The organism is Pontibacter mucosus (genome assembly GCF_003054055.1).
GTDB classification, from domain to species: domain Bacteria; phylum Bacteroidota; class Bacteroidia; order Cytophagales; family Hymenobacteraceae; genus Pontibacter; species Pontibacter mucosus.
This window is the reverse complement of the sequence record NZ_QBKI01000003.1, coordinates 502481-524151: the sequence shown is the minus strand read 5'-3', so window position 1 is coordinate 524151 and position 21671 is coordinate 502481. Positions and strand designations below refer to the sequence as shown.

General features: G+C 50.4%; 23 protein-coding genes. 12 read left to right on the top strand and 11 right to left on the bottom strand.

The window, feature by feature from the left end:
• The first annotated feature begins 554 nt into the window (after positions 1-554).
• Together C8N40_RS08640 and rnk are read left to right on the top strand one after the other, a co-directional pair.
• Positions 555-2111 carry an FMN-binding glutamate synthase family protein gene (locus tag C8N40_RS08640; RefSeq protein WP_108211369.1) on the top strand — a complete coding sequence of 519 codons (1557 nt, stop codon included), beginning with the start codon at positions 555-557 and terminating at the stop codon, positions 2109-2111.
• 1 nt (position 2112) lies between these two features.
• The gene (rnk, locus tag C8N40_RS08635; protein WP_108211368.1) at positions 2113-2523 is read left to right on the top strand and encodes a nucleoside diphosphate kinase regulator; all 411 of its coding nucleotides are present in this window, start codon (positions 2113-2115) and stop codon (positions 2521-2523) included.
• Between the two features lie 57 nt (positions 2524-2580).
• Here rnk and C8N40_RS22620 read toward each other — a convergent pair whose 3' ends face one another.
• The 3 genes from C8N40_RS22620 to C8N40_RS08625 form a co-directional block, all read right to left on the bottom strand.
• Positions 2581-2730, bottom strand: coding sequence for a hypothetical protein (locus tag C8N40_RS22620; RefSeq protein ID WP_170114054.1), 150 nt, complete (start codon positions 2728-2730; stop codon positions 2581-2583).
• Between the two features lie 144 nt (positions 2731-2874).
• Positions 2875-6261 (bottom strand): methylmalonyl-CoA mutase family protein, encoded by a 3387-nt coding sequence (locus C8N40_RS08630; RefSeq protein WP_108211367.1) that lies wholly within the window; start codon positions 6259-6261, stop codon positions 2875-2877.
• A gap of 127 nt (positions 6262-6388) precedes the next feature.
• Positions 6389-6952 carry a DUF1003 domain-containing protein gene (locus tag C8N40_RS08625; protein ID WP_108211366.1) on the bottom strand — a complete coding sequence of 188 codons (564 nt, stop codon included), beginning with the start codon at positions 6950-6952 and terminating at the stop codon, positions 6389-6391.
• A gap of 160 nt (positions 6953-7112) precedes the next feature.
• Here C8N40_RS08625 and lepA point away from each other — a divergent pair, with 160 nt between their 5' ends.
• From lepA to C8N40_RS08610, 3 genes are read left to right on the top strand one after another with little or no spacing between them, the layout of a single operon-like run.
• Positions 7113-8897, top strand: coding sequence for a translation elongation factor 4 (lepA, locus tag C8N40_RS08620; protein WP_108211365.1), 1785 nt, complete (start codon positions 7113-7115; stop codon positions 8895-8897).
• A 19-nt stretch (positions 8898-8916) separates the two neighbouring features.
• Entirely contained in the window at positions 8917-9348 is a 432-nt protein-coding gene (locus C8N40_RS08615; protein WP_146173538.1) for a hypothetical protein, read from the top strand.
• 20 nt (positions 9349-9368) lie between these two features.
• Positions 9369-10250, top strand: coding sequence for a bifunctional 5,10-methylenetetrahydrofolate dehydrogenase/5,10-methenyltetrahydrofolate cyclohydrolase (locus C8N40_RS08610; RefSeq protein WP_092098346.1), 882 nt, complete (start codon positions 9369-9371; stop codon positions 10248-10250).
• Positions 10251-10263: 13 nt separating this feature from the next.
• On the opposite strand, the gene C8N40_RS23280 is transcribed toward C8N40_RS08610, so the two are convergent.
• Positions 10264-10398, bottom strand: a complete 135-nt coding sequence (locus C8N40_RS23280) for a hypothetical protein (protein ID WP_281259505.1) — start codon at positions 10396-10398, stop codon at positions 10264-10266.
• 180 nt (positions 10399-10578) lie between these two features.
• On the opposite strand from C8N40_RS23280, the gene C8N40_RS08605 reads away from it, so the two are divergent.
• Together C8N40_RS08605 and C8N40_RS08600 are read left to right on the top strand one after the other, a co-directional pair.
• The gene (locus tag C8N40_RS08605) at positions 10579-11160 is read left to right on the top strand and encodes a 7-carboxy-7-deazaguanine synthase QueE (protein ID WP_211318066.1); all 582 of its coding nucleotides are present in this window, start codon (positions 10579-10581) and stop codon (positions 11158-11160) included.
• Positions 11161-11166: 6 nt separating this feature from the next.
• On the top strand, positions 11167-13098 hold the full coding sequence (locus tag C8N40_RS08600; protein ID WP_108211363.1) for an OmpA family protein: 1932 nt from the start codon (positions 11167-11169) through the stop codon (positions 13096-13098).
• 83 nt (positions 13099-13181) lie between these two features.
• Here the strand turns inward: C8N40_RS08600 and pyrE are convergent, their stop codons facing one another.
• The gene (pyrE, locus tag C8N40_RS08595; RefSeq protein ID WP_108211362.1) at positions 13182-13820 is read right to left on the bottom strand and encodes an orotate phosphoribosyltransferase; all 639 of its coding nucleotides are present in this window, start codon (positions 13818-13820) and stop codon (positions 13182-13184) included.
• A gap of 106 nt (positions 13821-13926) precedes the next feature.
• On the opposite strand from pyrE, the gene C8N40_RS08590 reads away from it, so the two are divergent.
• Positions 13927-14607, top strand: coding sequence for an NUDIX hydrolase (locus tag C8N40_RS08590; RefSeq protein ID WP_108211361.1), 681 nt, complete (start codon positions 13927-13929; stop codon positions 14605-14607).
• Here C8N40_RS08590 and coaD read toward each other — a convergent pair.
• The 4 genes from coaD to C8N40_RS08570 form a co-directional block, all read right to left on the bottom strand.
• Complete coding sequence (gene coaD / locus C8N40_RS08585) at positions 14564-15040, bottom strand: pantetheine-phosphate adenylyltransferase (RefSeq protein ID WP_108211360.1); 477 nt, start codon at positions 15038-15040, stop codon at positions 14564-14566. The genes C8N40_RS08590 and coaD overlap by 44 nt on opposite strands.
• A 35-nt stretch (positions 15041-15075) precedes the next feature.
• Entirely contained in the window at positions 15076-15450 is a 375-nt protein-coding gene (locus C8N40_RS08580; protein WP_108211359.1) for a four helix bundle protein, read from the bottom strand.
• Between the two features lie 84 nt (positions 15451-15534).
• Positions 15535-16470, bottom strand: a complete 936-nt coding sequence (locus C8N40_RS08575) for a DUF3822 family protein (RefSeq protein ID WP_245905048.1) — start codon at positions 16468-16470, stop codon at positions 15535-15537.
• Positions 16471-16508: 38 nt separating this feature from the next.
• The gene (locus C8N40_RS08570; RefSeq protein WP_108211357.1) at positions 16509-16994 is read right to left on the bottom strand and encodes an NUDIX domain-containing protein; all 486 of its coding nucleotides are present in this window, start codon (positions 16992-16994) and stop codon (positions 16509-16511) included.
• Positions 16995-17031: 37 nt separating this feature from the next.
• Between C8N40_RS08570 and C8N40_RS08565 the strand changes: the two genes are divergently transcribed.
• The 4 genes from C8N40_RS08565 (at position 17032) to C8N40_RS08550 (ending at position 20501) form a co-directional block, all read left to right on the top strand.
• Positions 17032-17499, top strand: a complete 468-nt coding sequence (locus C8N40_RS08565) for a PaaI family thioesterase (protein WP_108211356.1) — start codon at positions 17032-17034, stop codon at positions 17497-17499.
• Between the two features lie 297 nt (positions 17500-17796).
• Positions 17797-19203: an ATP-dependent DNA helicase gene (locus tag C8N40_RS08560; RefSeq protein WP_108211355.1), complete on the top strand. Its 1407-nt coding sequence runs from the start codon at positions 17797-17799 to the stop codon at positions 19201-19203.
• Between the two features lie 80 nt (positions 19204-19283).
• Positions 19284-19727 carry a DUF1573 domain-containing protein gene (locus C8N40_RS08555; RefSeq protein ID WP_108211354.1) on the top strand — a complete coding sequence of 148 codons (444 nt, stop codon included), beginning with the start codon at positions 19284-19286 and terminating at the stop codon, positions 19725-19727.
• A 342-nt stretch (positions 19728-20069) separates the two neighbouring features.
• Positions 20070-20501 (top strand): hypothetical protein, encoded by a 432-nt coding sequence (locus C8N40_RS08550; RefSeq protein ID WP_108211353.1) that lies wholly within the window; start codon positions 20070-20072, stop codon positions 20499-20501.
• A gap of 207 nt (positions 20502-20708) precedes the next feature.
• On the opposite strand, the gene C8N40_RS08545 is transcribed toward C8N40_RS08550, so the two are convergent.
• A complete protein-coding gene (locus C8N40_RS08545) occupies positions 20709-21086 on the bottom strand; it encodes a DUF423 domain-containing protein (protein WP_108211352.1) in 378 nt (125 codons plus the stop codon).
• Positions 21087-21174: 88 nt separating this feature from the next.
• Positions 21175-21621 carry a DUF2750 domain-containing protein gene (locus C8N40_RS08540; protein WP_108211351.1) on the bottom strand — a complete coding sequence of 149 codons (447 nt, stop codon included), beginning with the start codon at positions 21619-21621 and terminating at the stop codon, positions 21175-21177.
• Positions 21622-21671 lie beyond the last annotated feature (50 nt).

Sequence of the window (21671 nt, the reverse complement as noted above, 5' to 3'; positions counted from 1 at the left end):
TTGAGGCTAACTGCTTCATAACGGTGTCGGGTAAAGGGTTGAACTTATGCCTTTTCAAACGGGTTTCCAGAATGAAAGTTACCCCTACAATAAGCGTTTTGGTCACTTATTTGTTGTAGATTGAAGGGAGGTTTGCATAAAATCTGCCTTCAATTTGGAATATAACTTTAAAGATATTAACTCACGTTAATATAGCGGAATCAGGCGGGTGATGTATCCTGCCTTCATTCGCGTAAATATATGCTGTAGGTTAGCTGGCTTTTATCAAAAAGATTCGCATAACTTTGCAGTTTAAAATGTACCATGCAGCCACCTGTGCCACATATCACCCTTAATTTAACCCGCATTGCCGGCGCTGGAATGGTGTCGGCTTCGCACCACATGGCACTGTGTGATAAACTCAATGGCTACTGTCTCTGTTTCTACACCGCTCCCAAAGATTTCAGCTGATTTTTCCAGAATTGCCTCCTGCACCCACAGAACGTAATTCTGGATAAACGACTTCGCTGATTTACCTGATCAAAACTATAACTTTTTCCTATCCTTAAAATTTTATGGCAACTTCTATTAGCGTCAGGCGCACGTTTACGTATGCCTTTACAGGAGCTTATCTTGTAGCGCTTTTTCTATCTGTTTTCGACAGGCAGATGCTATGGCTATTGTTGTTAATAGTGCCGCTGCATCTGGTTTTCTTATTTAATATTCGTCAGGCAAGGCACTCGCTGCTGCGGAACTACCCGCTGGTGGGCTACCTGCGCTACTTTTTCGAGAGCATCCGCCCCGAGTTCCGGCAATACTTTTTCGAGTCGGACACGGACGGCAAGCCATTTAGCCGGCGGCAGCGGTCTATTGTGTACCAACGGGCCAAGAACGTGCGTGAAACCGTGCCTTTCGGGATGCACAGCAACAGCCTGGAGGTAGGGTACGAGTGGATAGCCCATACCATGTTCCCGGTTCATGTGAAAGCCGATGACCTGCGCGTAACGGTTGGCAGCAGCCGTTGCAAGCAACCCTACAGTGCCAGTATTTACAATATTTCGGCCATGAGCTACGGCTCACTTAGCAAGACGGCCATCACAGCGCTGAGTGCTGGAGCCAAGTTGGGCAAGTTTGCGCATAATACCGGGGAAGGTGGTGTGAGCCCTTACCATATAGAAGGGGGCGGCGACCTGATCTGGCAGATAGGTACCGGTTATTTTGGATGTCGCGACAAAAACGGTAATTTTGACGAGAGCCTGTTCCGGGAGCAGGTGGCCCATCCACACATCAAGATGGTGGAGATAAAGCTCTCTCAGGGTGCCAAGCCTGGCCATGGCGGTATACTGCCTGGCGCAAAGAACACCCCGGAAATTGCTGCTATTCGTAAAGTAGAACCGTATACTACAGTAGCATCCCCTCCGGGGCACTCCGCTTTCAGCGACCAGTTTACCATGTTGTTGTTCATCGAGAAGCTGCGTATTTTGTCAGGGGGCAAGCCCGTTGGCATTAAGCTTTGCATAGGCAACAAGCAGGAGTTCGAGCGTCTTTGCCAGGAGATGATGCACAACCGCATCTATCCGGACTTTATTACGATTGACGGTGCAGAAGGAGGGACCGGCGCAGCCCCGCTGGAGTTTACCGACAGCCTGGGAATGCCACTTTATGACGCGTTGGCGTTCGCGCAGACAATCCTGCGCAAGTATGGCCTGCGCGAGGAAATAAAGCTGATAGCGGCGGGTAAGATTATTACAGGGGTAGATATTATCAAGGCGGTATCGTTGGGTGCCGATATCTGTTACAGTGCGCGCGGCATGATGTTCGCGCTGGGCTGCATTCAGGCGCTGCAGTGCGACTCTGGCCGCTGTCCTGTGGGTATAGCCACACAAGACAAGAATTTATACCAGGGCCTTGATGTGGCAGACAAACGTGTGCGGGTAGCTAATTTCCATGGAAATACCATTAAATCAACTATAGAGGTGATGGAGGCGTGTGGTTTCGATAGCCTTGGCCGAATTTCGCCTGATAAGATTTTCAGGCGAGTGGAGCACGGCAGAAACATGAGCTTTAAAGAGTTATACTTCTCTAAAAGCAACACACATACCGACATCAGCAGAAACTATGTACTCAACTGATATGAACAACACAATTTATCTAACTGAACAAGACTATAAGCGTCTTGTAGACCTGATTCAGATTCAGAGACAAAGCAACGGAGTACCTGCCAACATCGGCAAGCTCGGGGACGAACTGAAACGCGCTGTCCGGGTGCCATCGGAGGAGATACCCGCAAACGTAGTCACGATGAACTCCCGCGTGCTGCTGCAGGACCTGCAAGGTGGCAGAGAGCTGGAGATGACACTTGTGTACCCGAAAGACGCCGACATCAACTCCCGCAAGATTTCTGTGTTCGCGCCTGTTGGCACGGCCATTATCGGCTGCAAGGAAGGGGATGTGGTAGAGTGGCCCGTACCATCGGGCACTATTAAGTATAAAGTGGTAAAAGTTACGTTCCAGCCAGAGGCCACGGGCGACTATACCCTATAGCCATACTATTATGGGAAAGGCGCCCACTGCACCACATACGTGCAGTGGGCGCCTTTTTTAGAGGTAATCCTCACTGTCTTCATCATAGGTATCGAACTCAAAATCCTCCTCGTCGAACTGACAGCTGATGAGCAGGTAAGCGGCCGCACCTATCAGTAGCGCTGTTCCGAGCAAAAACAGTAACGGAGTTTCTTTTGACTGGTTCATAGTATGCTTTGTGGTTACAGATTTATACTTACGACAACGGGCTAAAAGAAGGTTAAAGTATTGACCAACCCTATTTAAAAGAAAAGCCGGACTCATGGCCCGGCTCTCTGTTATATACTTCCTGTTTATACTTTAAAGTACAACTTACATGTTTCTGCGGTACTGTCCGCCCACCTCAAACAGCGCATTCGTTATCTGGCCCAGCGAGCAGTATTTCACCGTCTCCATCATCTCTTCGAAAATGTTGCCGTTGTTGATGGCCACCTGCTGGATGCGTTTCAGCATCTCCGCCGACTTATCGGCATTGCGCTGGTGCAGCGACTGCAGCATCGCTATCTGATACTGTTTCTCTTCCTCCGTAGCCCGGATAACTTCCTGCGGGATAACCGTAGGGGAGCCCTGTGACGACAGAAAGGTGTTCACGCCGATGATCGGATACTCGCCGGTATGCTTTAGCGTCTCATAGTATAAACTCTCTTCCTGGATCTTGCCGCGCTGGTACATGGTTTCCATGGCACCCAGTACACCACCACGTTCTGTGATACGGTCGAACTCAGCCAGTACCGCTTCTTCTACCAGGTCAGTTAGCTCTTCGATGATGAAGGAGCCCTGCATTGGGTTTTCGTTCTTGGCAAGGCCCAACTCACGGTTGATGATCAGCTGAATGGCCATCGCACGGCGCACAGAAGCTTCAGTCGGTGTGGTGATGGCCTCGTCGTAAGCGTTGGTGTGCAGCGAGTTGCAGTTATCGTAAATCGCGTAAAGTGCCTGCAGCGTGGTGCGGATGTCGTTGAAGTCGATCTCCTGCGCGTGCAGCGAACGGCCGGACGTCTGGATGTGGTACTTGAGCATCTGCGAACGGGCATCAGCGCCATACTTGTGCTTCATCGCCTTGGCCCAAATTCTTCTAGCCACACGGCCAATCACCGCATACTCCGGATCAATGCCGTTGGAGAAGAAGAAGCTAAGGTTTGGCGCAAACTTGTTGATGTCCATGCCGCGGCTCACGTAGTACTCCACAAACGTAAAGCCGTTGGCCAGCGTGAAAGCCAGCTGCGAGATAGGGTTGGCACCCGCCTCTGCAATGTGGTACCCCGAGATAGACACCGAGTAGAAGTTACGCACGTTCTTGTTGATGAAGTAAGCCTGTACGTCACCCATCAAACGCAGCGAGAATTCCGTGGAGAAGATACAGGTGTTTTGTGCCTGGTCTTCTTTCAGGATATCGGCCTGCACGGTGCCACGAACGGCAGCTAAGGTCCGGGCCTTGATGGGTTCGTATACTTCAGCTGGCAGCACCTGGTCGCCGGTCACGCCCAGCAGCATCAGGCCCAGCCCGTCGTTGCCTTGGGGCAACTCGCCCTGGTAGCGCGGACGCTCTACACCTTTCTCTTTGTAGATGGCTTCTATTTTCTGGTTGACTTCCGCCTCCAGGCCATGCTCTTTAATGTATAGTTCGCATTGCTGGTCAATGGCGGCGTTCATGAAGAAGCCAGTAAGTATGGCTGCCGGGCCGTTGATGGTCATCGACACCGACGTCATCGGGTCAGCCAGGTTAAAGCCGGAGTATAGTTTCTTGGCATCATCCAGGCAGCAGATGCTCACGCCTGAGTTACCGATCTTACCGTAGATGTCTGGTCTGTAATCCGGGTCTTCGCCGTACAGCGTTACCGAGTCAAAGGCCGTAGACAAACGTTTGGCTGGCATGCCCAGACTCACGTAGTGGAAACGACGGTTCGTACGCTCTGGTCCGCCTTCACCGGCAAACATACGGGTTGGGTCTTCGCCTTCGCGCTTGAATGGAAACACGCCCGCCGTGTATGGGAATTCGCCCGGTACGTTCTCCTGCAGGTTCCACTTGAGCAAATCTCCCCAGGCTTCATACTTTGGCGTAGCCACTTTCGGGATCTGCAGGTGCGAGAGCGACTCGGTATGGGTTTTTATCTTCAGTTCTTTGTCGCGAACCTTGAACACGTAGAACTCATTCTTGTAGGCCTGAACTTTGTCTTTCCAGTTCTCCAGAATCTTTTTGTTCTGCCCGTCCAGGCTCAGTTCCACCTCCGCATACGCCTGCTCCAGCTGCTTGATCAAACGGTCTTTGTCGGCAATTTCTATACTTTGAACAGCCTCGATTGACTTTTTGATGCCGTATAGTTTCTGCGCGATTTCCGACTGGTCTTTGCTCCACTTGTCGTAGTTGCGGATGGTTTCAGAAATCTCGGACAGGTAACGCGTGCGGGCAGGAGGGATGATGTATACTTTCTCCGACATCTCCTGCGAGGTGTGCAGGTTGGAAGCGAACGCTATACCCGTCTTTTCCGTGATTTTTGCCATCACCGCGCGGTAGAGGCGGTTCATGCCCGGATCGTTGAACTGCGAGGCGATCGTTCCGAAAACCGGAATATCCTCGTCACTCACCTCCCATAGCTGGTGGTTGCGCTTGTACTGCTTCTTCACATCGCGCAGGGCATCCAGCGCGCCGCGCTTGTCGAATTTGTTCAGGGCGATCACATCGGCAAAATCGAGCATGTCGATCTTCTCGAGCTGCGTGGCGGCACCATACTCTGGCGTCATCACATACAGGCTCATGTCCGAGTGCTCGATGATTTCGGTGTCCGACTGACCGATACCGGAAGTCTCCAGGATGATCAGGTCGAAATTCGCCGCTTTTACAATATCCACGGCATCCTGCACATACTTGCTCAGCGCCAGGTTGCTCTGGCGCGTAGCTAGTGAGCGCATGTACACCCGTTCGTTGGAGATAGAGTTCATCCGGATTCGGTCACCCAGCAGGGCGCCACCCGTTTTGCGCTTCGATGGGTCTACGGAAATGATGGCGATCTTCTTTTCCGGGAAGTCCAGCAGAAAGCGGCGCACCAGCTCATCCACCAGCGACGACTTTCCGGCACCACCCGTACCGGTGATACCCAACACTGGGGTATTAACTTCCTTGGCCTGCTCTTTTACCTCATGAAGTATAGACCTGGCTTCTTCCGGGAAGTTTTCGGCAGCAGAGATAAGCTTGGCAATTGCTTTGGGGTCTTTGTCCTTCAGGTGCTTTACCTCGCCGTTCAGGTTGTTGCCTGTCGGGAAGTCGCACTTCTGCAGCATGTCGTTTATCATGCCCTGCAGGCCCATGGCGCGTCCGTCGTCCGGGGAGTATATTCTGGCAATGCCGTATTCGTGCAGTTCCTCGATCTCGGTGGGAAGTATAACGCCGCCTCCGCCGCCGAAGATGCGGATATGGCCGCAGCCGCGCTCGTTGAGCAGGTCGTACATGTACTTGAAGTACTCCAGGTGGCCGCCCTGGTAAGAGGTAATCGCAATGGCCTGGGCGTCTTCCTGAATAGCGCAATCCACGATTTCCTGCACCGAGCGGTTGTGCCCCAGGTGAATTACCTCGGCTCCGGAGGCCTGTATGATGCGGCGCATGATGTTAATCGAGGCGTCATGCCCATCGAACAGCGAGGCCGCCGTAACAATACGGATATGGTTGACAGGCTTGTATGGTTCTACTTTAGTAAGTTGCATACTTTTTTTAATAGGTTTTTTCCAGATTTGATGCGAATATAGGAAAATTCAGGCTATGGTTTATGGTTCCTTCCATCATACGGTCCCTCCATCCAAAGTATAAGCTGGCAGCAAAGGCATTGTATACTTAGTCCGTATCTGGAGCATTGTTGATCTTTCTTGCGTGCTTCTCCATGCTGTCCATAACCTTTTCAGGAGCCACGTTCTTTTCCAGCTCGTCGATTTCAGGATTATCGGAATCCTCTACCTCCATCTTCTGCGCGATAGCCCGTACCATTTTAATCAGTTGGGTTACCTCGTGTTCGGTGAGCAGGCTGATCTGCAGGTCCAGTTCGGCGCGTTTATCCGCCTGTGCTGCCATACGGTTCTGACTAATCAGGACAAAAGTTGATAGAAAAATAGCCTCTACAGAAGCCATCATGGCCAGCACCACCAGTGACGGGTCGAAAGGCTCCAGACCCAGCAGTCCGGTGTTCCATAGGATCCAGAGCCCGAAAAAGGCAACATGTATATAGACAAAGGTCATGCTGCCCACAAACCCTGTGATGCTGTCAGCAATCCTGTTTTCGGCTGTTCGCTTTTCGTCTTCCTGCTTTTTACGGTCCAGCAACGCTTTTATATTGCGCTCTACTACCCGGGTCATGCCGCCGGACGAGTCTGGAGCCGTATCAATCTTTAGGTTCTTATTCATAAATCCTCCAATCATACTGCCTTGTATACGCTGGAACGCTTAGAACCTGGCCCATTTAGAGACAGAAGTGCCTAAAAGCGGCCTTAAACTATATTTCTTGAGCCCGAAAGAAGCAACAAACAGAGTTTCTTCTTAACTTTGTTTTCCGTATTGATACTATATGAAGAACATTCGCAATTTCTGCATCATTGCCCACATCGACCACGGTAAGAGTACCCTGGCCGACCGCCTGCTGGAGTTTACCTCTACGGTGGCTGAGCGTGAGATGCAAAACCAGCTGCTCGATAACATGGATCTGGAGCGTGAGCGCGGCATTACCATTAAGAGCCACGCCATCCAGATGAACTACCATTACAAGGGAGAGGACTATGTGCTCAACCTGATCGATACACCCGGGCACGTTGACTTTTCCTACGAGGTTTCCCGCTCTATTGCTGCCTGCGAGGGCGCGCTGCTGATTGTGGACTCCTCTCAGGGAATTGAGGCGCAAACAATCTCTAACTTATACCTGGCCATTGGCAACGACCTGGAAATTATCCCGGTCCTGAACAAAATCGACCTGCCACACGCCATGCCGGAGGAAGTATCTGACCAGATCATCGACCTGATTGGCTGCGACAGAGAGGACATCATCCATGCGTCCGGTAAGGCTGGCATTGGTATCGAGGATATTCTGAATGCTATCTGCGAGCGTGTTCCGGCTCCGCAAGGCGACCCGGCGGCACCGCTCCAAGCACTGATCTTTGACTCTGTATTTAACTCTTACAGGGGCATCGAAGTTTACTTCCGTATTTTCAACGGCACACTGAAGAAAGGCGACAAGGTAAAGTTCATCAACACGGGCAAGACTTACGAGGCCGACGAAATCGGGGTGCTGAAGTTGAACCAGGAGCCGCGCCAGGAGATGTCAACCGGCAATGTGGGCTACCTGATCTCGGGTATCAAGAACGCCAAAGAAGTAAAAGTAGGGGATACCATCACCCACGTGGATCGTCCGGCGCAGGGCATTCAGGGCTTTGAGGATGTGAAGCCGATGGTGTTTGCCGGTATCTACCCGGTGGAGACAAGCGAGTACGAAGAACTGCGTGCTTCCATGGAGAAGCTGCAGCTCAACGATGCCTCGCTAGTGTGGGAGCCGGAGACTTCAGCCGCGCTTGGCTTCGGTTTCCGTTGCGGCTTTCTGGGCATGCTCCACATGGAGATTGTGCAGGAGCGCCTGGAGCGTGAGTTCGACATGACGGTGATCACCACGGTGCCGTCGGTGCAGTTCCATGCCTATACTACCAAAGATAAAATGGTGAAGGTAAACGCTCCGTCGGAGATGCCGGATCCGAACTATATCGACCACATCGAGGAGCCGTTTATCAAGGCGCAGATCATTTCAAAGTCTGAGTTCGTAGGACCGATCATCACGCTTTGTATGGACAAGCGGGGTATTCTGAAAAACCAGACCTACCTGACCAGCGACCGCGTGGAGATGACGTTCGAGATGCCGCTGGCCGAGATCGTGTTCGACTTTTTTGACAAACTGAAGACCATTTCCCGTGGCTATGCCTCCCTGGATTACGAGCTGATAGGTTTCCGCCCATCGAACATGGTAAAGCTGGACATCATGCTGAACGGGGAGAAGGTGGATGCCCTGAGCGCCATTGTGCACCGCGACAAAGCCTACGACTGGGGCAAGCGCCTCTGCGAAAAGCTGCGTGAGTTGCTACCACGCCAGATGTTCGAGATTGCCATTCAGGCTGCTATCGGGCAAAAAATCATCGCCCGCGAGACTGTGAAAGCCATGCGCAAGAACGTACTGGCCAAGTGCTACGGCGGCGACATTTCGCGTAAACGTAAACTCCTGGAGAAACAGAAGAAAGGTAAGAAACGCATGCGCCAGGTAGGCAACGTGGAGATTCCGCAAGAGGCCTTTTTAGCTGTGCTCAAACTCGACTAAAGTATAAACAAGCCCCGGCGTGCCCCTGCATGCCGGGGCTTGTGGCTTATATACTATAACAACTGCAAGTTTGATGAGAGGGAACCAGGTCGCAACATATCAAATAGTTGTAGCTGTTACGCAATTCACCCTATTATTTGTCTATGGCAGGCTATATGAGGGAGATTTTGATACAGCCCTAATGTATGTTGTCATTTACTGGCTTCCGGCGGTTGTTTATCATGCATTGTCGGGTGTACCAATTTTGTTTGCTAAGAATAGCTATGTGAAAAGTATAATTTTGCTTTCCGCAACTTTTGCAATAAGTATGGTAATCAATGAAATAATAAAGCCTGTTGGTCAAGATTTATATCGCCTTATTATAACCTCTTCCTACTTAACAAATATTGTGTACGGGCAACTTCTTTGGAAGAAGCTCTTCGACAATAAAGAAGTAACTCATAACTCTTAACTCATAATTCACATTTCAAAATGACCCTGCTCGACGGTAAAAAAACATCCGAAGCCATTCAAAACGAAATCGCAGCTGAGGTAGCTGCTATTAAAGCAAAAGGAGGCAAAGTGCCACACCTGGCCGCAGTGCTGGTGGGTAACGACGGCGGCTCCATTACCTATGTCACAAATAAAGTGGCCACCTGCGAGCGCATTGGCTTTGGCTCCAGCCTTATCCGTTACGAGGACACCGTTACCGAAGAAGAGTTGCTGAACAAGATAAAGGAGCTGAATGAGGATGAGGAAGTAGACGGCTTTATCGTGCAGCTGCCCCTGCCAAGGCACATCGATACAGAAAAGGTTATCGAGGCTATTGACCCAAAGAAAGACGTGGATGGTTTCCACCCAACTAACGTAGGCCGCATGGTGGCTGGCCTGCCTGCTTACTTGCCCGCCACACCAGCCGGCATTCTGCAGCTGCTGATGCGCTACGAGATAGAAACAAAAGGCAAGCACTGTGTGGTGATTGGCCGAAGCAACATCGTCGGAACGCCTATGAGCATCCTGATGTCGAAATCGGCTTACCCGGGTAACTGTACCGTTACGCTTTGCCACCGCCATACTACAGACCTTGCTTACCACACCCGCCAGGCCGATATCATCATTGTGGCCGTTGGTCAGCCAGGTTTAATTACTGCGGATATGGTGCGGGAAGGCGCCGTTGTGATTGACGTAGGCACCACGCGTGTGCCGGACGCTAGCCGCAAGTCCGGTTTCCGTTTGAGAGGCGATGTGGATTTTGACAGTGTGGCACCGAAGTGCAGCTACATCACGCCGGTTCCGGGTGGCGTAGGTCCGCTTACCATTGCCATGCTGATGATGAATACACTCAGAGCATCTAAGAAAGAAGTATACGGTTAAGTATATAGCTGCTTTAAGTATAAACCTCACCGTGCCCGAACAGGATGCGGTGAGGTTTATACTTTTCAGGTGCCTTCTGAAAGTATAAAAGTATAAACAAATGCCTTCTGTGGAGCAAGGAACACATGGACTGCAAACCTTGTTGCATTTTTAGCTAACTTTGTAAGTTCCGCCTGCCTTACGGTTTATAATTAGGGCGGCAAGTATGAGTGGCCTTACTTCAAAGTATAAAAGTATGGCTTTAGATTTTACAGCATTGGAAGAATTGAACGTCATCAAAACAGCCTCTATACACCAGGTCCCAAAGGATGGTAGCGAACTGCCCCTGATGGAGGCTTTTTATACGATACAGGGAGAGGGTGGCAACACCGGTACGGCCGCATACTTTATCCGTTTAGGGGGTTGCGACGTGGGGTGCCATTGGTGCGATGTAAAAGAAAGCTGGGATGCAGAGGCACACCCGCTCACGCCCATCGAATCTATTGTGGAGACGGCTGCCGCTTACCCTGGCAAAGCCGTGGTGATAACCGGCGGCGAGCCGCTGCTTTACAACCTGGGCCCGCTGACGGAGCAACTGCAGGCGCGCGGCATCAAAACCTATATCGAAACTTCCGGTGCGTATCCCATCAGTGGCAGCTGGGATTGGGTATGCCTTTCGCCTAAAAAATTCAAGCAGCCCGATCCGTCTGTGTATCCTTTTGCGCATGAGCTAAAAGTAATTATCTTTAACAAAAGCGATTTTAAGTGGGCCGAAGAGCACGCAGCCAGCGTAGGGGAGCACTGCAAATTATACCTGCAGCCGGAGTGGAGCAAAGCAGCTGAGATGACGCCCCTGATCGTGGAATACGTTAAAAACAACCCGAAATGGCGCGTGTCGTTACAGACGCACAAGTACATGGATATTCCATAACTCCACATGAAGTATAAACAGCTGCTCCTTGCCTTTTTCCTGGTGTTCGGTTCTGCCTCCCTCAGTCTGGCACAAAATCACAAGCTTAGCACTACCTCGGCCAAGGCAGAGCGGTTATATGAGAAAGCAGAAGAGTACGCCCGCGCGCGGGACTTCAATCGCGCCCTGGAGGCGTTTGACCAGGCGATAGCGCGTGATCCGCAATTTGCTGAGGCCTATCTGCGGGCGGCCGGATTGCACCGCATCATGGGCAACAAGCCGGCAGCCTTTGAGTACATGCAGAAAGGCTTGGAGTTGCTTCCTTTCTCTAAAGGGCAGGCCAATAACTATTTTGAACTCGCAGAATTATACTTTGAGAAAGGAGAGTATAGCGCGGCAAAGGAGTGGTACGAGACATTCCTGAAAACCGGCGTTACCAATGCCCGGCAGGTAGATCGTGCCAGGCAGCAGCTTAAAACAGCCAGCTTTGCCCTGGAGGCGATGAAGAAACCTGTGCCGTTCACTCCGCAGCAGTTGCCCGGCACGCTGAATCGCTTTGGACTACAGTATTTCCCTTATACCACCGCCGACCAGCGCCTGTTTATCTATACTGCCCGCGAAAGTGGCAGGCCCGACCACGACGAGAACATCTATGTGAGCGAGTATAAAGATGGTACCTGGCAAGCGCCCGCTTCGATTTCACCCAACATCAACACACCGGCCAACGAGGGGGCCGCGACTATTTCCGGAGATGGCAGAACGCTTGTTTTTACCTCTTGCAACCGTCCCGACACCCAGGGCGACTGCGATTTGTACATTTCCTTCCGGACGGGCAGTGAGTGGAGCAAACCCCAGAACATGGGCAATACCGTTAACTCCAAGGCCTGGGATTCGCAGCCAAGCCTTTCGGCAGATGGGCGTACTTTATACTTTTCCTCCACGCGCGGAGGCGGGGTTGGTAAGGAAGATATCTGGTTTACCAACCGCAACGACGATGGTACCTGGACCAAGCCTGTTAACCTGGGGAAAGAAATCAACTCCACCGGCCGCGACATGGCGCCCTCCATCCACATGAGTGGCACTACCTTATACTTTGTAAGCGATGGGCACATGGGTATGGGCGGACTGGATGTGTTTAAGGCAGAAAAGCATGCGAACGGTAAGTGGAGTGCCCCACAAAACCTGGGCTATCCGCTTAACACCCATGCCGACGAAGGATCGCTCTTCATCACCCCCGACAGCGAGATAGGGTATTACTCCCGCCAAACAAGCACCGATGGCGGTGCGCCAAGCATACAGCTTTTTACCTTTGATGTTCCTGCCGAATGGCGCAGCCGCGTGAACAGCACTTATGCGCAGGGGCGGGTGCTTGATGCAGCCTCCAAAAAACCGCTGGCCGCGCAAGTGCAGCTCTACGACGTGGAGGCCGACTCATTGGTGCAACAGGTAAGTTCCGATAAAGTAACGGGCGAGTATACGGTGGTGCTGACGCAGGGCAAGCAGTATGCGCTGTATGTATCTGCGCCCAGGTACCTGATGAACAGCCTCAGTTTTGATTACACTTTTTCCAAAGCCCTATCGCCGGTGGCGCTGGATGTGTACCTGGAACCCATCAAAACCGGGGCGGCCATGGTGCTCAACAACCTATTTTTTGATACGGGAAAGTATGCGCTGGTGAAGAAATCGAAGACAGAGCTTAACAAGCTCATTGCCTTTATGCAGCAGAATCCGCAGGTGAAGATAGAGATCTCCGGACACACGGATGATGTGGGCTCAGATAAGGCGAACCAGGTACTGTCTGAGCGGCGCGCTAAATCTGTGGTAGACTACCTGGCCGGTAATGGCATCGGCAAAGACCGTATCCGCTACAAAGGCTACGGCGAAACAAAGCCTGTAAAGCCCAACACCTCCGACGAAAACCGCCAGCAGAACCGCCGCATCGAAATGCAGGTACTTTAATGAATAATTATTAATGAGTAATGACTAATGAGTAATAGAAGCAATTAATTGTCAATTACTCATTAGTCATTACTCATTATCAATTAAACTCCCCAGGTGTGCGGCGACTGGCGCCACTCGGCCAGCGTGCCCATGGCAGACTCCGGAATGTATCCTTGCGCGGCAGCTGCTTCCACCAGCGCATTATAGTTACTCAGGCAATACAGGGGCAAGCCTGCTTTCTGGAAATTTTCATCCGCTGTGGCAAAGCCGTAAGTAAAGATGGCCGCCATACCCAATACCTCACCACCTGCAGCTTTCACCGCTTCAGCCGCTTTTAAAGAGCTACCGCCCGTTGAGATCAGATCCTCGATCATTACCACTTTCTGGCCTTCCAATAGACGGCCTTCTATCTGATTGCCCATCCCGTGCTTTTTGGGCTCGGGGCGCACGTACAGAAAAGGCATCTCCAGCAAGTCTGCCACCAGTGCTCCCTGTGCAATACCTGCCGTGGCCACACCGGCAATTGCCTCCGCCTCCGGGTAATGCGTTTTTACCAGCTCGGCCAGTTGCTGCTTGATGTAGCTGCGGATGTAGGGAAAAGAAAGCGTGACGCGGTTGTCGCAATAGATAGGGGAGTTCCAGCCGCTGCTCCACTTAAACGGCTGCTCCGGACTTAATTTAACCGCCTGCGTCTCCAGAAGGAACGAGGCCACCTGATGTGCTGTTGTCATAGAATCCATGGCCGAATTTACAGAAATTATCTTCCTTTTTTAGGTTTGCTGTTTTGATTGAGACGATTTATTTCTTGCTTTGTGTAAATTTTGCTTCTTTCGTAGCTCCAACTGAATGAACGTTTTTATCAACGATATTCCGCTTATCCTAAAAAAGGCATCCGACAGGGTATACAAACACGAGTATGACCTTATCCTGAAAGCCACCGATCATTTCACCTCCAAAGATTTAGTAGGGGATGTGCTTATAAAAGAGACAGATCCGCTGCTCATCGATAGGCTCGTGCGCCTGATGGAGGTAAAGAAGCTAAAGAAGCTAAACTCGCTGACCCTGGTGGCCGATAAAAAGAAAAGGCTGATTGATCACCTGAAAGATCAGTTCAAGATCGTGAGAGCTGCCGGTGGGCTGGTGATTAAGGACGGAAAGATTCTGATGATATACCGCCTGGGCGTGTGGGACCTGCCCAAAGGAAAGCTGGAGAAGAAGGAAAAAGTGCGTGAAGGCGCCGTGCGCGAGGTTGAGGAAGAGTGCAACATAAAGGTAGAGGTAGTGGAGAAGCTGCCCAAGACCTGGCATTCCTACGCTTTTAAAGGCAAGAAAATACTTAAGAAAACCAGCTGGTTTTTAATGGAGTGCACCGACGACAGCCTTATCAAACCACAGGCAGAGGAGTTTATTGAGGAGGTGCGCTGGATGACGCCGGAAGAAGTACTCGATGTGCTGCCAAAAGCCTATACTTCCATCGCTTTCGTTATCCGACACTATCTGCAATCTCTGAAAACCGGAAAGGTATAAATTCATCCACGTTGCCGCCAAAACGGTGTATCTCCCGGATGATGGAGGAACTGATGGCGGCAAGGTGGGGGGATGTGATCAGGAAAACACTTTCCAGGTCGTGGTTGACGTGCCGGTTGGCCTGGGCGATTGTGTTTTCATACTCAAAGTCCGTGGTGTTGCGTAGCCCGCGCAGCAAAAATTGCGCCCCAATCTCTCTGGCATACTCTGCCGTGAGTCCCTTAAACGTTGTTACGCGGATATTTGGCTGCCCCTCAAACAGGCGCGTCATCACTTCAAACATCCTGTCCACTGGGATATAGCGCTGCTTGCTGCTGTTATTTCCAATGGCCACCACCACCTCATCAAACAAATTAGATCCGCGCATCACCACATCGTAATGGCCGTTGGTAAAAGGGTCAAAAGATCCGGGAAAAAGGGCGATGCGTTTCATGATCAATGAATGAATGGTTGAGAGAATGAATGAATTTATCTATTCGTGTTTTTTCTTGCTTTTGCTAATACTGATACAATCTCGGTCGCTTCTTTCGTTATACTTGCCAAAGAAGTCTTAGGTGAAGTCCCGCACTCTTCCAAAAGCTCCAGCCAATAAAGTGTTTCATCAGCCTCTTCTATAACAATACTAATCTTTGCGTAGAACTCTGCTGCTGATCTCGCTCTACATGCTGCTCTGTAATTTGCCTCTACTGATGTTGCCGATCTTAGTAACTGACGCTTCATTTTGTTTGCTTCCTCCGTTCGTGGTAAGCTTTGACTAAACCGGATGGTGTCAAGAGCCAATTTTTTAGTCCGGTTTTTGAACTGCTCTACAAAATCGGCTTTTGTTGTGATGGTGTTACTCATGTGGAGTTGAGTGATATTTTTACATGAACCCTACAATAGAGTAAACTAATTCACTCATCCACTCAATCACTCATTCAAAAATGCCTACTCGCACAAGTGCAGGCTGTAGAGTTCGAAGTAGCGGTGCTCAAACAGGTCGTTAAACTTATAGCTATACGTAATATCGGCAGGTTTCTTACCCAAACGCACCTGGCGGATGTAGCGTTGCAGAATGTTAAACAGGGTAGAGTCGTGGGTGATGTCGCCCCAAACGGTTATCGTTTCCTGCTCCGGGTCCATCTTCTGCTCCTGCATGATGAAGATGATGTAGTAAATAAAGTCCTCCGGGCTGACGTAGTGGAAGATGTTGCAAAACTCAAGCCCGGCGGGGCCCACCACTAGCAAACTCACATAGTTTCGCTCTACAAAAGCATACATGCTGCGCTGGTTTGAGCGTGGCACCTGGTGCAGGATGCTTCGGATAAGGGAACTGGTTAGGTGCACCACCTGCAGGTTTGTTTCCGGGAAAATGTCTTGCAAAGCCTTGTAAGTGCTGCCGTCTACGGCAAAAATGTTCATCGCTTCCAGGCCGCTGTGGCGGTAGCTCAGCACCGTGTCCTGCTGCGGGTTAAAGTCGGAGTGCAGGCGCAGGTAGTCCTGCTGGTGCGAAGGGTCGTAGAGCGTTTCCGGAACCAGCGTGAAGTGCTGGTTACTGACGCTTACCCGAACCAGGTTCCAGCGCTGCTGCAGCAGCGGGTTTTCCCGGGCAATGAGGCGCAGTTGCTCTCCCACCTGCATCGGCGAGAACACCGTGATCAGTTCATAATCCTCTAACACCACAAACTTGTTGCGCTCGCTGTTAAAGACGGCAAACCGTATCGCCTTCTGGCTCAGTGCCATGTATAGGTTGCACTGGTCTGCCTGCTGCAGCGAAAATGCCTCGTCTTCGATCTGGTGCGAAAGCCGGTAATGTGTGTTGATGGTATCCAAGGTGTCCTGTCGTCGTGTGTAAGCGTTGGCGGGTGTAGCACCCTGCTGCAAGTATAGAAAAAATATGGCAAAAGGCAGCGGCGACAGCGCTATGCCATGAAATTATGCGGCAGGCCCAACAGGTCGTCGAGCGAGAGCAGGTGCTGCAACGTGCGGTGCTTATCGGTTGTTGGGATACGTTGTATCTCCCTGATGGTGAGCCACTGCACTTCCTGTATCAGTTGCCGGTCTGCCGCAGACTCCGGATCGGTGCCTGTTATCATGGTTCCGCCTACAGGTTTCACTTCAAAGAAGAACTCCACCGCGTGCAGGGGCGGCTGCAGAAACTCGTTCACAAACAGGAAGCGGCCCACTGTTACCTGCAGCCCGGTCTCTTCCGCAAACTCCCGGCGCAGGCACGCCTGCATTGTTTCGCCATAGTGCAAGCCGCCACCCGGAGGGGCCCAGAAAGCAGTGTTGCCCAACGTATGGCTGTGGCGCACCAGCAACAGTTTGTTTTCCTGCAGGCAGATGCCGCACACGCGCACGCGCAACTTGCCAGCATAAGCGGCGGCATCCGGATTAAGGTCTGACATGGTTGGTTTGCGGTTAATTAGGTCGTAAATTTACAGTATGATTAAAACGTACAATCCGGATTACAAGGCGGACATACGCGAAAAGCTCGAGCGCCAGGGATTTATGAAGCTCATGGGCTTTAACGTGACAAAGATAGAAGAAGGTAGGATAGAAGGCGAACTTAAGCTGGAGCAACATCACCGGCAGCATAAAGGTTTTGCCCATGGCGGCCTAATCGCCACGCTGGCTGATATTGTGGCGGGCTTTGCCGCCGTGAGCCTGGTGCCGAAAGACCACCATGTGGTAACCGCCGAAATCAAGGTCTCCTACTTCCATCCGGGACTGGGCGACAAACTGCTGGCCAAAGGCTATGTGCTGAAGCAGGGCCGCAAGATTAATTTCTGTGAGGCCGAAGTATACGCTGTGAAAGGGGAGGAGCCGCCGCTGCTCATTGCCAAAGCCAGTACCAGTATGGCCACCATTACGCCGGAAGACGTGGCTAGAGTTAAAAAGTTAAAAAGTTAGAGAGTTTAGGAGTTGTACTTATACTTTCTTGGAAGTATAGATTTTACTTCTTCTGACACTTTTAGCGCCCTTTTTTGTTATGTGTTCATACTTACAAAACATTTATACTTCTTAACCATCGTAAAACTTACGTAGTACTGACTGAGGGTGATAACATCAACAAAGTATAAAAGCGAGTCTGGAGACTCGCGGACACCGTGCGTCACCGGCCAGATGCCGGCGCCAGGCATGTATACTTATACTTTCTAACCTTCCAACTCTCTAACTCCCAAACTCCTAAACTCTCTAACTCAAAAGATGCGCCCGGTAGAAGCCTTACGAAGCAGTTTTCCGTTTGAACCCACCCAGGACCAGGCGAGGCTCTTTTCGCAGCTCGAAACATTTATACTTGACAAGACCAGCGAACGGCAGGTGTTCCTGCTGAAAGGATATGCCGGTACGGGTAAAACCACGGTTGTTACCTCGCTGGTGAAGATACTAAACACTTTTGGCTATAAGTATGTGCTGCTAGCCCCCACGGGGCGTGCGGCCAAGGTAATGGCCAGCTACAGCGGCCGGCCAGCCTTCACCATCCATAAAAAGATTTACCGCCAAACCTCCAACCCCTTCTCCGAGGGGCTCTCCTTTACCCGGCAGCCGAACAAATCGGATAGCACGATTTACATTGTGGACGAGGCCTCGATGATATCGGATGAAAGCGGCTTTGGCGAGAATGGCCTGCTGCAGGACCTGTTGCAGTACGTGTTCGACAAGAAAAACAACAAGTTGCTGCTAATTGGGGACACCGCCCAGCTGCCGCCGGTGGGGCAAACCCTTAGTCCTTCCTTAAATGCTGATTACCTGAAGCAGAATTTCCGTTGCCATGTGCAGGGGATAGAGCTGCGCCAGGTGATGCGGCAGGCGGAGGCATCGGGTATTTTGATGAACGCTACCCAGCTCCGTGACCGCATGCAGCAGGAGAAGCTGGAGATAAAGCTCTTTACCAAAGGCTGGCGCGACATTTACCGTATGACAGGCGAGAAGCTGGAAGACGGCCTGCGCTACGCTTACGACAAGTTCGGTATTGAGAATACCATCGTCATATGCCGCTCCAACAAAAACGCAAACCTGTATAACCAACACATCCGCCGCCGGATTTTCTTTGCTGAGGACGAGCTGGGTGTGGGCGATTACCTGATGATTGTGCGCAACAACTACTTCTGGTTGCCCAAAGACTCCGACATCGGTTTTATGGCCAACGGTGATTTTGTGGAAGTAACCAAGATTATCCGCTACGAGGAGATGTATGGCTTCCGTTTTGCTGATATCCGCATCCGCTTTGTGGACTACCCCGATGCCCACGAGGAGGAGGTGAAGATTCTAATGGACACGCTCTATACCGATGCGCCGGCACTGCCCGCCGACCAGAACAAGAAGCTCTACGAGGAGGTGCTGCAGGATTACCTCGACATCAAGACGAAGAAAGAGCGTTACAAGGAACTGAAGAAAAACCCCTACCTGAACGCACTGCAGGTAAAGTTTGCCTACGCCCTTACCTGCCACAAGGCGCAGGGCGGGCAGTGGCAGGCCGTTTTTGTGGACCAGGGATTTTTAAGGGAGGATATGGTGAACGAGGAGTTTGCCCACTGGCTTTACACGGCCCTTACACGCTCATCGGAAGAGCTTTACCTGCTGAACTTTAACGAGCATTTATTAGTTGACTGACAAAAGAAATCTTATTTTGCATCGTTTTTGCTAAAGAACGTATATAGAGTATAATATATAACCTTAACCCTCTACACAAGATGAAAAAAGTTATCCTTTCTTTTGCCTTTGCTGCGCTGGTGATGGGTGGCGCCGTGGCCCAGGAGAAACCAAAGGCAACAGCCCCACAGGAGCAGGCTACTAATGGTCCGGCCCTGACCTTCAACGAAATGGAGCATAACTTCGGCGACATTACGCAGGGTGATGTGGTGGAGCATACGTTCCAGTTTAAAAACACCGGCACGCAGCCGCTTGTGCTGGAGCGCGTAGACGTTACCTGTGGTTGCACGACCCCAGCCTGGACGAAGGAGCCGATTATGCCTGGCAAAACTGGCTTCATCACAGCCAAGTATAACAGCGCCGGCAGACTGGGCCAGCAGAAGAAAGCGATTGTGGTGCATTCTAACGCCGCAGACGGTGCCAAGTATATCTACATCGTAGCCAACATCAAGGAAAAAAGCAACGCTAGCGCCGCTAAGAACTAAGCCTTAGCCGCTTTATAAAGTATAAAAGGCCATCCTGAAAAGGGTGGCCTTTGTTTTTTCGCAGCTTTTAAAGCCAAGCTAAATCCAAGTATGAAAGTGCAAAGGATGAACTTGAAGTATAAGCATTCACTGTTGGGCGCTTTGTAGTATAGAATTGCAGCTATATACTCGATGGTAATACCCTAGTTGCGTCTACTTGGTATTCCTTAGAAACTCTGTATATTAGAAGTATAAAATATAATGAGATGGCCTCTGCTGTATGGGGCAGAGTAACATAGATTCTACTCCGTACATAGTGCAGCTAAGCGTAGGTTTACGTTTAGCTGATAGTTAGCAACAATTATGAAAAAGTTCACTTTCATATTTCTACTAAGCTTCTATAGCTTAATTTCTTTTGCTCAACAAAGTCAAAAAGAAATCGAGCTTTTGTCGCTTATTAACAATAGCGACTCGACTTTATTTAGAGAGGAATATGAAATAGATTTAAAAAGAAGGAAAATATATTACATCACACCGATTGCCAATTATCTCCATGTGAAAAATGCTAAATATCGGACACCTGTAAAGATTGACAAATTGAGTTGGATAAAAATAACTGAATTAATTAATAGAATTGACTTTTCTAAACTAGATACAGCATGCTCAGACTTAAATAAACCGATATATGGAGTAGAGGTTTTAAATTCAGAAAATGCAACAATCAATTATGTCGTTAGGGAAAAGGATGATTTAAATAACCTTAAAAGCATTTTTAGTATAATTAGAAAAAAATAACTGTTGCTAACATTACACATAAGCCATGCTACGGCCGACGGCCTCTCACGCCTCATGCACTAGACGTTATAAAAAACAGAAGGAAAGGAATTTAAAATTTGGAAGTTTCACTTCAATTTCACCCGAAACATCAAAAGTTAAAAGCAAAAAATAAGGGCAAAGTATAGATTTATACTTTGCCCTTATTTCTAAATCTGGTTTATACTTTTACAGCGCCTTCAGCACGGCATAGAAAAGTGCGCCCCAGCCAATGATGAAAAAGGTGCCGCCGATGGGGGTGATGGCCCCTAGCCAGGTGATGCCTGTCAGGCAAAGCACGTACAGGGAGCCGGAGAAAATCAGGATGCCGAGGAAAAAGCACCAGGCCGCCGTTTGCAGGGCCGGTTGCTGCACATTAAAAAGCAGCAAGCCCACAGCCAGCAGGGCCAGCGTGTGGTACATCTGGTATTTTACAGCCGTCTCAAACGTATCGATACGGTTATTAGCCTGTAGCAAAGGGGCAAGGGCGTGGGCTCCGAAGGCGCCAATGGCCACGGTGAGGGCACCAAGAGCACTGGCAAGCAAAAGTATGGTTTTCTGCGTCACGGTAATGGTGGATTAAGTGGGCCTGCAAGCTGCGCAGGTATACCTCAAAAGTACGACAGGAAAACGTAAAAAGCAGCCCGTTTATACATTACTCGGCTTCCAGCGCCTCAATCAGCTGCTCCTCAAACTCTTCCTGACTGTCGTACTGCGTAAACTGCAGCGTTTTGCCTTTGGCTTTCAGCTGTGCTACCACATCCAGGGCCAGCACCAGGGGCTCTGCTTCCTTGCCAGATAAATCCTTATCCCAGTCTGCACCCACCAGCAACTCATCGCCATACATGCCCACGCACCAGTTCTCCAGAAACTCCACCAAGCTTATTGCCTCAGCCGTATAGCTTGCCCATTCATCCTCCGCGCAGGCAATGGCACCTTCCTTTTTGGACCAGAACAGGATGACTTCGGTGTCCTCATACTCCGCTGAGGTGGAGGTGGCCCAGGTATCCTCCTGCGTTAGTCCCCATACTTGTTCGGTATCCACCACATGCTTTATGAAGTCCTGGTACCGTTGCTCGATGTTTGTGGCATGCTGTGTCATATGTTTCTGGGTTTATGGTTTAGATTCGATTTAAAGTATAAACGCCCGTT

Bases quoted from the DNA above. Each gene is read 5' to 3' on its own strand.
- C8N40_RS08640 (WP_108211369.1), top strand. From the start codon at position 555: ATGGCAACTTCTATTAGCGTCAGGCGCACGTTTACGTATGCCTTTACA.
- rnk (WP_108211368.1), top strand. From the start codon at position 2,113: ATGAACAACACAATTTATCTAACTGAACAAGACTATAAGCGTCTTGTA.
- C8N40_RS22620 (WP_170114054.1), bottom strand. From the start codon at position 2,730: ATGAACCAGTCAAAAGAAACTCCGTTACTGTTTTTGCTCGGAACAGCG.
- C8N40_RS08630 (WP_108211367.1), bottom strand. From the start codon at position 6,261: ATGCAACTTACTAAAGTAGAACCATACAAGCCTGTCAACCATATCCGT.
- C8N40_RS08625 (WP_108211366.1), bottom strand. From the start codon at position 6,952: ATGAATAAGAACCTAAAGATTGATACGGCTCCAGACTCGTCCGGCGGC.
- lepA (WP_108211365.1), top strand. From the start codon at position 7,113: ATGAAGAACATTCGCAATTTCTGCATCATTGCCCACATCGACCACGGT.
- C8N40_RS08610 (WP_092098346.1), top strand. From the start codon at position 9,369: ATGACCCTGCTCGACGGTAAAAAAACATCCGAAGCCATTCAAAACGAA.
- C8N40_RS23280 (WP_281259505.1), bottom strand. From the start codon at position 10,398: ATGCAACAAGGTTTGCAGTCCATGTGTTCCTTGCTCCACAGAAGGCAT.
- C8N40_RS08605 (WP_211318066.1), top strand. From the start codon at position 10,579: ATGGAGGCTTTTTATACGATACAGGGAGAGGGTGGCAACACCGGTACG.
- C8N40_RS08600 (WP_108211363.1), top strand. From the start codon at position 11,167: ATGAAGTATAAACAGCTGCTCCTTGCCTTTTTCCTGGTGTTCGGTTCT.
- pyrE (WP_108211362.1), bottom strand. From the start codon at position 13,820: ATGGATTCTATGACAACAGCACATCAGGTGGCCTCGTTCCTTCTGGAG.
- C8N40_RS08590 (WP_108211361.1), top strand. From the start codon at position 13,927: ATGAACGTTTTTATCAACGATATTCCGCTTATCCTAAAAAAGGCATCC.
- coaD (WP_108211360.1), bottom strand. From the start codon at position 15,040: ATGAAACGCATCGCCCTTTTTCCCGGATCTTTTGACCCTTTTACCAAC.
- C8N40_RS08580 (WP_108211359.1), bottom strand. From the start codon at position 15,450: ATGAGTAACACCATCACAACAAAAGCCGATTTTGTAGAGCAGTTCAAA.
- C8N40_RS08570 (WP_108211357.1), bottom strand. From the start codon at position 16,994: ATGTCAGACCTTAATCCGGATGCCGCCGCTTATGCTGGCAAGTTGCGC.
- C8N40_RS08565 (WP_108211356.1), top strand. From the start codon at position 17,032: ATGATTAAAACGTACAATCCGGATTACAAGGCGGACATACGCGAAAAG.
- C8N40_RS08560 (WP_108211355.1), top strand. From the start codon at position 17,797: ATGCGCCCGGTAGAAGCCTTACGAAGCAGTTTTCCGTTTGAACCCACC.
- C8N40_RS08555 (WP_108211354.1), top strand. From the start codon at position 19,284: ATGAAAAAAGTTATCCTTTCTTTTGCCTTTGCTGCGCTGGTGATGGGT.
- C8N40_RS08550 (WP_108211353.1), top strand. From the start codon at position 20,070: ATGAAAAAGTTCACTTTCATATTTCTACTAAGCTTCTATAGCTTAATT.
- C8N40_RS08540 (WP_108211351.1), bottom strand. From the start codon at position 21,621: ATGACACAGCATGCCACAAACATCGAGCAACGGTACCAGGACTTCATA.